The organism is Flaviflexus massiliensis, from assembly GCF_001375495.1.
Taxonomy (GTDB): Bacteria; Actinomycetota; Actinomycetes; order Actinomycetales; family Actinomycetaceae; genus Flaviflexus; species Flaviflexus massiliensis.
This window is the reverse complement of record NZ_LN831058.1, coordinates 578,434-590,330: the sequence shown is the minus strand read 5'-3', so window position 1 is coordinate 590,330 and position 11,897 is coordinate 578,434. Positions and strand designations below refer to the sequence as shown.

Genomic DNA, 11,897 nt, shown 5'->3' with positions numbered 1-11,897 from the left:
CACTGTGGCAGGTGCTCCACCCGCAAAGAAATCTCACCCACGACAGGGCCGCGGGGAAGATACGAGAGGTGACAGTTGGGGTTTAGTTCTCTGGGATTTCAATATCCTGAGCGACATCCCATTCAAGATATTCGGTCGTGATCTCAACGGGATCCGCACCTTCGTAGGTTGAGGTTGAGACGGACTTCAGCTGCTGGTAGTCGTCAGAAATCCACATGCGCAGCTCGGTCGAGGTGCCTTCCTGATCAAAAGTGCCCGTCAGGATCGTGTACTCCTCACCGTCAATCGTCTCTTTCCCTTCCACCTGGTACGTTGTGCCCTCGGGGATCTGAGCGGTGGTGATGGCGGGGTTCTGAGCATTCCGGTACGTGGGTAGTACCTGGGTGGCCTGAGCAATGAGGAAGTCTTCTGAGGTGGCATCACCCTTCTGCCATTTGCCGCCCTCTTCCTTCACCCATGCGCCCTCCGAATTGGCAACCACGATGACCCCGTCCGAGTAGGTGACCTCGACGGTAAACGGGTCGGTGTTGACTCGCAGTGTCGTGGTACCGCTACCGGTCATGGTTGACTGCGTGGCGTACCCTTCAGCATCCGCCAATGTCAGCGTCGTGCAAACAATCAGATCATGCGTTGACACTTCGGTCGGGTTGCCGGCCAGCGGGTCCGTGCACTCATAGGATGCGGGGGCAATCGAGTCAGTGTCCGTGGGCTCGGAAGTGTCCTCGGCATCAGTTGGTTCCGCTGACTCCGAGGCTGTGGTCTCTGCCGGTGCTGACGTGCCCTCATCCGCAGACTCATCGCTACCGCAGGCGGCAAGAGTAAGCAGTACGGACACGGCAAGGGCTATCGAAGTGCGCATGGCCTACACAATACGGCAGTCACGACCACCTACTCCCACTTTCACCCCCTACCTCACACCGCTGGAAGAAAAGAGACAACAATCTTTCGAGACATTTCCGAGCCATTATTGAGGAAACGAGTAGCGTATGAGCAAAAGAGTACGCATTAACCGCCTGGGGCCATCGGACCCGACTACCCCTGATACTGGAGGGGAGTTCGATAGGATCGAGACATGCGGATACTGGTTGTGTGTACAGGCAATATTTGTCGCTCTCCCATGGGAGAGGTCGTGCTCAGGCACAGGCTTGCCGAGGCAGGCATTGAGGCCGAGGTGGATTCTGTCGGTGTCTCGGCGGAAGAGCACGGTCGGCCCATTGACCGCCGCGCCGGCAACATCCTTCAGCAAGCCGGTTACGACGTGCCCCACCGGTCCGCCCGCAAGGTCACCAAGGAGGATCTTGAAAACTCGGATCTGGTGCTGGCGATGACCGTTGGTCACGCCAAGCAGCTCGGTGCGCTCGCGGACCGTTACGGCATCGACAAGTCGAAGATCCACCTGTGGCGTGAATACGATGCCGACTCCAGCCTGGGCATTGCGCCCGGGGGCGTGTTCGGTGAGGGCGGGTACCTGTCCGATCGGGACCTCGACAGCAGATACTCCGCGTTCTATTCATCCGATGGTGAATGGGATGTTCCCGACCCGTGGTACGGGGGACAGGAAGATTTTCTCGACACTCTCCGTGTCGTGGAGAGCGGAGTCGACGGAATCCTGGACAGCCTCAACTCGGGCAAGTAAAAAAATTGCCCGGAAGCTTCGTTATCTAGCGGTCGAGCGCTTCGTTGCCGGCCTCTTGAGCTTCCTGGAGTGCTGTTTCCACACGGATGTCACCGGCAAGCATGCTGGTAACGATTGGCTCCATCGCTTCCAGTGCCGGGGCAATGTTGTGCCTGTGAGTTGTGATGGGGACACCGTTCAGGGTGCTTTCGATGAAGGCGGACACATCAATTCCCTGCTTGGCCCAATAGTTGACGTAGGTGTCCTGGCCGCTACTCGTGGCAGGGAAGCCAACTCCGCGGCTGCCGAGGTATCCCTGCCCGGTCCCTGTTCCAAGCCAATCTAGGAGGAGGGCGGTCTCTTCCTGGTGCTCGGAATTTGCGTTGCCAGCTGCTCCGATGCCGTCAACGACCGCGAATTCGCCTTCGGGACCGGCCACGAGCGGAGCAACACCCCAGGAGAACGACGAGTGCTCGGCGATGTCCGCGATCCTCGACGAGTCAGACTGGTAGAGGGCGAGCCTGCCGTCCGTAAAGAGGTCCTCATTGTGCTTGGGATCGTTGAATGCTTCTGTCGCGGGCGGAGAAACCTCGTGCTTTTCCAGGAGGTCAACGAGGTATTGGGCGGACTGGCGCCCCTGCTCAGTATCGAAGGAGAATGTGCCCTCTGAGTCTTGGAGGGCCCCGCCCGACTGCAGGAGAAAGGGCACGAATGTTGAGTGCAGGTCGTAGTCGACCGCAAATCCGTATGTCTCAATCTCGTCGCTGTCGAATTTTTCATCGGTGGGGTGCTTGCCGTCCGCATCCACCGTCAGGCTGCGGGCTACGTCGAGGAGAGTGTCGCCATCTCCTTCACCCGGTGCCCAGGCAAGCTTATTGACCGATACCTCCTGCCCCTCGTACAGATCCTTGTTGTAGTACAGGGCGGTTGAATTCCAGAGCTGAGGAACAGCGTAGAGAGTGTTGTCAACGGTGAAGAGCTTGGCGAAGGTTTGCGACCAATTATCGCTAGCCTCGATCGCCACCAGCTCGTCGCGGTCCACGGCGTCAATGAGAGTTATGTAGTCGACCCAGAACACATCCGGCAACTCCCCCTCATCATCAAGCGCGTCCTGATAGTCATCGATATCAACGACATCGATGGTGACGGTGATGTGGGGGTTTTGTGCAGTGAATGCTTCGAAGGACTCGGCATAGGCTTCGGCCGCGCTCTCGTCCCAAAGCCGAAAAGTTAATTCGACGTGGGTCCGGCTTTCTGCCGTGCCATTCGTGGGGTCTGCCGTGTTCGTGCACGCACCCAGGAGGAGAAGGCCTGCCGCTATGAGTCTGAAGCGTCGTTGCGTCATGGCACCCCTCACTCGATGACAAAATAGATGCATTCTCAACTACTTTACAGGGTGGCGGGAAGCGTAAGCGACAAACGGGTACGGGTCTGTGGGCAATGTGGGCCCAACCGGCATGGGTACGCTGGGTTTTTACCCAACTTCACCCGGAGCTGAACGTGCAACGGTCGCCGCGGCTCTGCTTGGGTGTGGGCCCGCGTAGGCGGGTTTGGGGTGGGTCGCTGCTAGGCGGCGACCCGCTGCCAGATGAGGCGGTGCTTTGCCTGGTATGTGGAGGAGCAGAGTCCGCAGCTGACAGGGTTCTTGGGTCTGCGGTGGCGGTGATGAGTGTGGCCGGCGGAGCAGACGGCCTGCCACGGTGCTTGCCCCCTCGGGAAGTCTGGCCCGGTTGAGCGGCGGGGGCTGGCCCCGATCTCTCGGGCCTTTTGCTGCCATACGGGTCCGTGCCCGTGGCCGGGGCCGGCAAGGACGTGGGCGATCTCGTGGAGAACAGTCTGCCTCACCTGCTCTTCCGTGCACAGCTCCGTCAGGTGCTTGGACAGTGTGATCGTGCGGGTCGTGAAATTAGTTTGCCCCGCGCGCTTCATAGCCCGATCCCAAGCGAAATCCCAGTCCACCCCGTGAGCGGCCATGAGAGAGGTGGCGAGGTGGTGAGCTTGCGACAGGTCCATGCCACTATTCCATCACGGTCGCTAACAAAGGTCGACTCATGCATTACCGTTAGAGGGTGGCATGGTTGGCAGATATTGTGGGTTCGCAGCGGTCGAATAATTCCACACTTGTGCCCGGTGCGTGGCGACCATCGGGCTCTGAATGGGGAACCCGTCCCGCCTGGCTCGATAACGAGCAGGAACCCGTTTCTTCCGAGGTGCACCACGTTGATGTTCTTGTCATCGGTGGCGGTCAAGCTGGCCTTGCCGTTGCTCACGAGCTACACCGTGCAGGCATGCGCGGATACGTGGATGGAACCGACATCACCGGCACCTACCTGGTGATCGATGCCGAGGTTCGTCCGGGCGGTGCCTGGCAGCATCGCTGGCCCACGCTCACCATGGAAACGATCAACGATATTGCTGATTTACCAGGCCTCAAGGTGGGTGATTACGATCCGCAGGATCTAGCCTCCCACGTGGTGCCCGAATACTTCACTCGGTACGAGGAGCATTTTGATTTGCCGGTCCTGAGGCCTGCCCTCGCGCATTCCGTCACCCGGATCGATGGCGGTTACCAGGTCGAAACGAGTGCGGGAACCTGGCATGCTCGGGCGATCGTCAATGCCACGGGTACCTGGACTCGTCCCTTCCTTCCCTATTATTCGGGGCAGGAAAAGTTCATGGGCATCCACCTACATACCCAGGACTATCGCGGCCCCAACCAGTTTGTCAGGCGCCGCGTTGCGGTGGTCGGTGGCGGCATTTCCGCGACCCAGCACCTGGCTGAGATCGCGCCCGTCGCTAAATCTACGTCCTGGTACACCCGGCGGGAGCCTGTCTGGATCGAGTCGGGTGGCGTGTTGACGACCGGCCGCGAGGTCGAGGAGTCGGTCCGGCAACGCGTGGAGGCGGGACTGCGGCCGCTCTCCGTAGTGGCAGCCACCGGGTTGCTCGTAACCGACTCGGTGCGGGTTGCCCGCGAGGCGGGCGTGTTCGAACGGAAGCCCATGTTCACCTCCATTGAACCCGATGGGGTGCGGCAGGCCGATGGGAAGCTGTGGAAGGCCGACATGATCCTGTGGGCCACCGGGTTCCGGTCTGAACTGCGCCACCTTGCCCCTCTCAAGCTCCGCACTCCGCAGGGCGGAATCAAGATGGCGGGGACGGCGGTGGCTGGTGAACCGACGATCCATCTCATCGGTTACGGACCAACCGCCTCAACGATCGGTGCCCGGTGGGGTGCACGGAAAGCCGTCCGGGAACTCAAGGGTGTGCTCGGGATAGGCTAGGGGCACTATGTCCTCTACAAATGTTGTCGCGAACATTACCGGAGCCGGATTCGTTCCCGCCGATCGTCCCCAGGATCGGATTCAGCGAATCTTTTCCGGACTGTTCATTGGAACCCTTGTTGGCTCCATTATTGTCATCCTGTTTTTCGCTCCCAATCTGACGATTGCCGGCCTCATCGTGCCGTTCATCGTGTCATTCGCAATCGCAGCGGTTGGATACCTGCTGTGGCGTTCGGTGCGCGGCAAGGCCGAAGACACCTCGGTCCCCGTTGTTGCCAAGGTCCTGGGCACGGACGAGTCTGTCCTGGAACGGACAACACGAAGCCGTGGCATCCTCGTCCCCGTCATTGTTCGCCCCCTCGAAGGTGCGGACTTCCGTTCGGTCGTGATCTCGGTATCCGACTCGAAGGAGCCGCCCCGCGATATTGCCCCGGGAACGATCATGGCCCTCCGCCAGGTCGAACCCGGCCTCGGTGAACTCATCTCAGCACCGGCGAACGATGAGCAGCGTGAGCTGATGGAGAGGTGGGCTAAGAACCCGAAGCTGGTGTCCAACCGGGCACCCGCACTGCCGAATCGGCGGGCACCCCTGGAGAGGTCCCCATTCCTTTCCGGCCTCGAGTTTTACGCCTCAATCGGCGTTGGCGCGGCGATCATGTTCTTTATCTTGCAGGTTGTGTGAACCACTCCCCACACGGTCATGTACCGGTTGTGAGCACGTGGGCCTACCCTGAGGTACGGAAAGGAATGGATGCGTGACACAAGGCGATGCGGATACCTGGGATCCCGATATTCACGGGATTGACCAGGAGACGGGACATGGTCCCGTCTATCCCGGCGTGCCCGAATCGCCCGATCAACTTCTGTACCCTCCCATGCGGGAACGAGATGTGACACCGGACAGCGCCAATACTGCTGACAGTGCACCCGATGCCTACTCGCCCATCACCGGCGAAAGCCCGACACCCGGATCCTATGTCGCAGGACCGCTGCAGGCGCGGGGACCAATGAGTCCCCAGGCCCGAAACACAGGGCAGACCCACGGGAGGGAAGTGCCCGCGCAGCAGAACAGTCGGTACCCCGGATATCCGACCGGTTACCAGGGCGGGCAACCAGCACCGGGCAGGAGGCCCGCTCAGGCCCTGTCTTCCCAGCACAGCCAGGCGCCGCAGGCACGCCAGGATTCACAGCAAAGGTCGGGCTCTGCGCTCGCGGCCACGACCGCTGAACACTATGCGGACCGCAGCGTGCTCCCCTGGTGGGCGTGGTCCGCCATCGGTACGGTTCTGATGTTTTGTGGGATTCTCGTGTGGATCGCTGCCACCCCCTCTAGCCTCGGCCCCGGATCCATTGGATTCAATCCAAAACTGCATGAGGACTACCGGGATATGAAAGTGCTCGGAGTATCGGAAACCTATAGCGAAACGCTTGATGACGTGCCGTGGGATCTGAAGGTCATGAATGTCCTGTGGGATGCCGATGAGCAGGTGGCGGCCGAAACGAGCATGGTGCGTCCAGCGGCAGGCATGAGATATGTTGGCGTCGAGCTTGAAGCATCAACGAACTACATGAACACGTCGACCATAGAAGAGACCTTTATCTTCTACTACGTGAGCCCAGCCGGGCAGCAGTATTCGGAACACTACTGCTCAACAGGATGCCTGTCGGAAGACGCACTGGTGTCGTACGTGTACGACGGCTGGATCTATTTCGAAGTTCCAGAAGACGTCATGGATGGTGGATATTTGCGCGTGAACCTTCTCTACTCCAGCGACAAAGACACACTGATGGAGCTGCAATGACCTACCGGCCAGCACACAACCCGGCCCACCCCTTCATCCCACCCGCGACCGAGCCTGTCAATCTTGGGCCCGTCGACAGGCAAGAAGAGGAACGGGTGCTGCGTCCCATGGACGAGTACCTCAACGACCTCTACCGGCCCGAACGACCGACCCTCCTGATCGCCGATGAGGAAGATACCGGTCCGAAAGAATCGAAGTTCCCGCTCGGCATGTGGGGCTGGGCGGCATGGACAACGGCTTTCGCGCTCATTGCTATCTACCTCATCCTCTTCCTCTAGAGCGTGTTGATCACTCCATGCGGCAAGCGTTCCGGTGACGTCTCTAGCTGGTGAGGAGCTTCTGGATTCTTGGTAGGGAGACCTTGACCGAGGTGCCAAGCTTCTGGGCCCATAGCGAGACGCGAAGTTCCTCAATGAGCCAGCGTGCACGTTCCGCCGCAGCCTCCTGTTCAAGTGAATCCGGAGTGAACCGGTCGAGAAGGGATTCGGCAAGCTGCACCTGATCAGCCTTCTCGTCGTCTTGATCCAAACCGGATTGCAACCGGATCACGGCCGCGCTGAGGAAGCGGGGGATGTGGGGGAGCCACTCGTTCGGTGTTTCCTTCACAAACCCGTCATAGACCAACCCGTTCGCCTGATCCGTGACCTCTGCGGCCACACCCAGCAGTGAACCGGAGGCGCGATCAACAGCGGCCAGCAGCTCCCGCCACGAGCCGAGAACCCGGCCGGTGATCTCGGCGAGGCGATACACCTCGTCTTCGACCCGGTCCCGGATCTTGTTCGCAATCTCGTCAAGTTGCTCTTGGGTGCGAACACTCGTGACCCGCCCCGCAAGGTTCCTGACAGCAGCCCACTGGAGGTCGGCAACGAGAGCCTCAGTCGTTGGGTACGGAGATCCCGCCATCGTCAGCGACAGGGTGGGGGACCAGCGTGACGTCACCCGCCCCACGGGCAGGGACAGCTTCTGCGTGAGCATCGCAAGAACACCCCTGCGGTGTTCACGGGTCTGTTCCCGCACCGTGTCGAGTACCTCAACACGGACCTGGCCGCCGCGATCAACGAGAGCCGGGTAGCCCTTGGCGCCGCCGGCCACCATGGAAGCGGGCAGGCCATCCTTGCCGAAACCGGTCGTGGGCAGGGATGGCTGAATTGCTTGGGCAACGGCCTTCTTGACCGCCGAGGAGACGGCCTGCTTCGTATCGGGAGCAAGCTGCTTTTGCAGATGGGTGATGCTGGTGCCGGTGGCAACAACCTTCTTGCCGGAGGTGACCTTGAAGGTGATTGTCAGGTGGGGTGGGAGCTCCCCCCACTCATCGATCTCAACCCCACGCAGTTCCCTGACGGCACGAGCGAAGGCTTGACGGTAGGTGGGGGCATCCTCCTGGCCCTGAGCAACCTCCTCCCACGGCGGCAGCAGGTCGGTTACGGCCTTGGCGACGTCGGGGGCGGGTACGAGCTCCCTGCGGAGCCGCTTGGGAAGCGACCTGATCGTTGCTTCCGCCAGTTCGGCCCTCATGCCGGGCACGAGCCAGTCAAAACCATCATCGGTGAGCTGCGGGAGTAGCGTGACGGGGACCGTGACGGTCATGCCGTCCGTGCGGCCACCCGGATTGAACTGGTAGTCGATCGGGAGCTGAATATCGCGCTGCACCCACGTATCCGGGTAGTCGTCCTCGCTCGCCTCCTCCTCGCCAAGAAGAAGCGAACGCGGATAGGTCAGATCAACATTCTGCATGTTCTTCCTGTACCAGGCATTGAAATGCGCGGCAGAGACAATATCATCGGGAATGCGCTCGTCAAAGAAGCGCTCCAATTCCAGCTCGTCTGCCACGAGTCCGTGAACACGGCGCCTGCGCTCCACTTCCCGAGCATCCTCGATCGCCTGCTTGTTCTTCTTGATGAAGGGATGCCAATTGTCACGCCACTGGTTCTGGACCAGGCCGTGTCGAATAAACATGTCGCGGGCAAGCTCATAGGCCGCCATGGTCCCCACCTTGGAGAGCAGGACCTCACGGTCGGCAATGACCGTCATCCCGTACAGCATGACCTTCTCATGCACCATCGCGGCCCCGTTCTTGGTGGACCAGAAGGGTTCGGAATGGACGCGGTTCATGACGTGACTGGCCACCGGCTCCACCCATTCGGGCTCAATCTGGGCAACGGTGCGCGCAAAGAGACGCGAAGTCTCAACCAGTTCGGCCGCCATCACCCACGACGGGTGCCGCTTCGCCAGCCCGGACCCGGGCCAGATAATGAACCGTGACCCACGCGAGCCCTCGTAATCCTTCCTCTTCTCATCCCAGGAGCCGAGCGAGGACAGAAGGCCTACGAGGAGGGACTTGTGGATCTCATCGGACTTTGAGCGATCAAATGCTCGCACCGCGGTTGCCGCATCTCCCGCTTCGTCGATGAGCCGGAGCGAGGGAATACCGATGCGCTTGGCTCCCAGCGACCGCCCCATCTGCCGCAGCTGCGTGACAACGTCACGCCACTCGCGAAACCTCAAATAGTTGAGGTACTCGTTACGGCATAGTCTGCGGAATGCCGAGTTCGACAGGTCCCGCTGCATGACATTGAGGTAGCGCCACACGTTGAGGTAGCCAATAAAGTCGGAACTCGGATCCGTGAACCGTGCGTGGAAAGCATCCGCCTCAGCACGCTTCTCCGCAGGTCTCTCCCGAACATCCTGCACCGACAGGGCGGCAACAATAACGAGCACTTCGGACACGACCCCGTTGCGCTGGGCCTCAAGAAGCATCCTGCCAAGCCGCGGATCGATTGGGAGCCGAGCAAGTTTGGAACCGAGACGGGTAATCCGGCCAGTCTTCATCGCCCCGATCTCGTCGAGAAGCTGCAGCCCGGCCCGTACGGCAGTCATCTGCGGGGGATCGACGAATGGAAACTCGGCAACGTCCCCCAGGCCAAGGGATGCCATTTGGAGGATGACGGAGGCTAGTGAGGTGCGCTGAATCTCGGGCTCTGTGAATTCGGGACGCCCCTCGAAGTCTTCCTCCGAGTAGAGCCTGATGGCCACACCATCGGCCACGCGCCCGCATCGTCCCGACCTCTGGTTTGCACTTGCCTGGGAGACCTTCTCGATCGGCAGGCGCTGCACCTTCGTCTTGTTCGAGTAGCGAGAGATTCTCGCCGTACCGGGGTCGATGACATAGCGAATCCCCGGAACCGTCAGCGACGTTTCGGCAATGTTGGTAGCGAGGATGATGCGGCGCCACTCTCGTACCTGGAAAATCCGGTGCTGCTCTGCTGAACTGAGACGAGCATAGAGTGGTAGCACTTCAACCGATCCGGGTTTCCCCTCACCGGGCGCAGCGTAGTGCGGCAATGCATCCCGCAGGGCCTTGTCGGCATCCTTAATTTCACCCTCACCGGAGAGGAACACGAGAATATCGCCCGGCCCCTCGTCCATGAGCTCAAAGACGCCGTCCACGATTCCCGAGAACTGGTCCCCATCCTCCGGTTCCCGATAGCGGATCTCGACCGGATAGGTTCGGCCCGATACTGAAATAACCGGGGCCTCATCTTCGGGCTCTGCCTGCTGGGGCCCAAAGTGCTCCGCGAACCGTTCGGAATCGATCGTGGCGGAGGTGATGATGAGCTTCAGGTCGGGACGTTTGGGGAGGAGCTGGGCGAGATAGCCGAGGAGGAAGTCGATATTCAGGGAACGTTCATGCGCCTCGTCAATAATGATCGTGTCGTATTTCGACAGGAGAGGATCTCCCTGGATCTCGGCAAGAAGAATGCCGTCCGTCATGAGCTTCACGAGCGTCAGATCCGACACCTCGTCGGTGAACCGCACCTGATAGCCAACCTGCTGACCGAGCTCCACCCCAAGCTCGTCACAGAGCCGCTCCGCAACGGAACGGGCCGCGATCCTACGCGGCTCGGTGTGCCCGATCATCTTGTCGACACCGCGACCAAGTTCCAGGCAGATCTTGGGAAGCTGGGTGGTCTTACCCGACCCGGTTTCGCCCGCCACGATCACGACCTGGTGGTTCTCAATCGCGTTCGCGATCTCGTCCCGGCGTGCCGAGACGGGCAGGTCGGGATAGGTGATTGTTGGAACAGCGGCTCGCCGCGACTGGGAGGTACTCATATCAGCATCGTCACCTATTATCGGCCCTGAAGGAGAATGGATGAAATACGTTTACGCACTACTGGCTGTCCTGATCCTCGCGATTACGGCTCTCACGCTCAATCCCGGGCTGATAACGTTCGGGGATTTCAATCTGGCGTTAACTTACCCGGTTGGTCAAATGATTGCCATGCGAGGAATTGTGGCGCTTGTTCTTGGCGTACTCTTCATCGTCACCTTCATCATCGCACTCATCCGATTCTTCGCCTTCCGGCAGGGGCTCGTCATGGGAATCGTGAGTATCGGCTTCCTTGTCGTGGCGGCCGCCCACTATTTTGTGCTCTCCGGCCGAGGCCTTGACGCCAACGAGGCGCTCGCACCCGACCACGGTGTCACCCACGTGTCTCAGGGCAACGGAGACATTACTGTCCTGTCCTACAACACGCTTGGCGGGCAGACAAGCATGAGTGACCTGGAACCGATCATTACGGGCAATGGCGTAGACATCGTCGTCCTGTCCGAAACCTCGGAACAGAATGCTCAAATCCTTGCTGACGCCCTCGCAAGCAGGGGACTCGCCTTCACTGTCTTCTCCTCGGGAGCCGACCAGTACCGCCCAGAAATCGAGTCAACAACCGTCCTCGTCTCCAGTTCTCTCGGTGAATATCGTCAGTCCCCGACCTTCGATCTCACCTACGGTTCGGTTAATCTCCGCAGCCTCGAGGGCGGGCCCGATATTATCGGAGTCCACCCCGTTGCTCCCGTGAAAAACCTGCAAGACGTGTGGCGGGACGAGATCACCGAGGTCTACTCCGTGTGCACCAGCATGGAGAATACGATCATGGCGGGGGACTTCAATTCCACGATCGACCACATGATCGCGACCGGAGCCGACTGCACCTCCGCCCTGGATGGGGCGAATGCGGGAGTGGGCACCTGGCCGGCATCCGTTCCCGGTATCTTCGGTTCCCCGATCGACAACGTCTACACCGACTGGAATGCTACGAACAGTGCCATCGTCCAGGTCGGAGACTCCGACCATCGCGGTGTCCTCGTGAGGCTCAGCAACTAGCACGACACTGCGGAAAACTCACATCACTGTGG

10 protein-coding genes are annotated in these 11,897 nt (G+C 60.3%); 6 read left to right on the top strand and 4 right to left on the bottom strand.

The annotated features are described in order from the left end of the window. Positions 1 to 82: 82 nt before the first annotated feature. A complete protein-coding gene (locus BN1241_RS06515; protein WP_054952857.1) occupies positions 83 to 859 on the bottom strand; it encodes a hypothetical protein in 777 nt (258 codons plus the stop codon). Positions 860 to 1,072: 213 nt separating this feature from the next. Here BN1241_RS06515 and BN1241_RS06510 point away from each other — a divergent pair, with 213 nt between their 5' ends. After that, entirely contained in the window at positions 1,073 to 1,636 is a 564-nt protein-coding gene (locus BN1241_RS06510; RefSeq protein WP_054952856.1) for a low molecular weight protein-tyrosine-phosphatase, read from the top strand. Positions 1,637 to 1,661: 25 nt separating this feature from the next. On the opposite strand, the gene BN1241_RS06505 is transcribed toward BN1241_RS06510, so the two are convergent. Together BN1241_RS06505 and BN1241_RS06500 are read right to left on the bottom strand one after the other, a co-directional pair. Next, the gene (locus BN1241_RS06505; RefSeq protein WP_054952855.1) at positions 1,662 to 2,960 is read right to left on the bottom strand and encodes an extracellular solute-binding protein; all 1,299 of its coding nucleotides are present in this window, start codon (positions 2,958 to 2,960) and stop codon (positions 1,662 to 1,664) included. A gap of 221 nt (positions 2,961 to 3,181) precedes the next feature. Then, a complete protein-coding gene (locus tag BN1241_RS06500; RefSeq protein WP_054952854.1) occupies positions 3,182 to 3,628 on the bottom strand; it encodes a SprT-like domain-containing protein in 447 nt (148 codons plus the stop codon). A 65-nt stretch (positions 3,629 to 3,693) separates the two neighbouring features. Here BN1241_RS06500 and BN1241_RS06495 point away from each other — a divergent pair, with 65 nt between their 5' ends. From BN1241_RS06495 to BN1241_RS06480, 4 genes are all read left to right on the top strand, one after another. Next, positions 3,694 to 4,899, top strand: a complete 1,206-nt coding sequence (locus tag BN1241_RS06495; protein WP_222704413.1) for an NAD(P)-binding domain-containing protein — start codon at positions 3,694 to 3,696, stop codon at positions 4,897 to 4,899. 7 nt (positions 4,900 to 4,906) lie between these two features. After that, complete coding sequence (locus BN1241_RS06490) at positions 4,907 to 5,581, top strand: hypothetical protein (RefSeq protein ID WP_054952853.1); 675 nt, start codon at positions 4,907 to 4,909, stop codon at positions 5,579 to 5,581. Positions 5,582 to 5,654: 73 nt separating this feature from the next. Further along, positions 5,655 to 6,701, top strand: coding sequence for a hypothetical protein (locus BN1241_RS06485; RefSeq protein ID WP_054952852.1), 1,047 nt, complete (start codon positions 5,655 to 5,657; stop codon positions 6,699 to 6,701). Then, entirely contained in the window at positions 6,698 to 6,979 is a 282-nt protein-coding gene (locus BN1241_RS06480) for a hypothetical protein (RefSeq protein WP_054952851.1), read from the top strand. The genes BN1241_RS06485 and BN1241_RS06480 overlap by 4 nt, the downstream gene beginning before the upstream one ends. A gap of 43 nt (positions 6,980 to 7,022) precedes the next feature. Here the strand turns inward: BN1241_RS06480 and hrpA are convergent, their stop codons facing one another. Then, positions 7,023 to 10,814, bottom strand: coding sequence for an ATP-dependent RNA helicase HrpA (gene hrpA / locus BN1241_RS06475; protein WP_054952850.1), 3,792 nt, complete (start codon positions 10,812 to 10,814; stop codon positions 7,023 to 7,025). Between the two features lie 40 nt (positions 10,815 to 10,854). Here hrpA and BN1241_RS06470 point away from each other — a divergent pair, with 40 nt between their 5' ends. Beyond that, positions 10,855 to 11,865 carry an endonuclease/exonuclease/phosphatase family protein gene (locus tag BN1241_RS06470; protein ID WP_054952849.1) on the top strand — a complete coding sequence of 337 codons (1,011 nt, stop codon included), beginning with the start codon at positions 10,855 to 10,857 and terminating at the stop codon, positions 11,863 to 11,865. The last annotated feature ends 32 nt before the right edge of the window (positions 11,866 to 11,897 follow it).

What these genes read in the sequence shown, in the direction of transcription:
- BN1241_RS06500 (WP_054952854.1), bottom strand. Translation starts at nt 3,628, where the DNA reads ATGGACCTGTCGCAAGCTCACCACCTCGCCACCTCTCTCATGGCCGCT.
- hrpA (WP_054952850.1), bottom strand. Translation starts at nt 10,814, where the DNA reads ATGAGTACCTCCCAGTCGCGGCGAGCCGCTGTTCCAACAATCACCTAT.
- BN1241_RS06470 (WP_054952849.1), top strand. Translation starts at nt 10,855, where the DNA reads ATGAAATACGTTTACGCACTACTGGCTGTCCTGATCCTCGCGATTACG.
- BN1241_RS06510 (WP_054952856.1), top strand. Translation starts at nt 1,073, where the DNA reads ATGCGGATACTGGTTGTGTGTACAGGCAATATTTGTCGCTCTCCCATG.
- BN1241_RS06515 (WP_054952857.1), bottom strand. Translation starts at nt 859, where the DNA reads ATGCGCACTTCGATAGCCCTTGCCGTGTCCGTACTGCTTACTCTTGCC.
- BN1241_RS06490 (WP_054952853.1), top strand. Translation starts at nt 4,907, where the DNA reads ATGTCCTCTACAAATGTTGTCGCGAACATTACCGGAGCCGGATTCGTT.
- BN1241_RS06505 (WP_054952855.1), bottom strand. Translation starts at nt 2,960, where the DNA reads ATGACGCAACGACGCTTCAGACTCATAGCGGCAGGCCTTCTCCTCCTG.
- BN1241_RS06480 (WP_054952851.1), top strand. Translation starts at nt 6,698, where the DNA reads ATGACCTACCGGCCAGCACACAACCCGGCCCACCCCTTCATCCCACCC.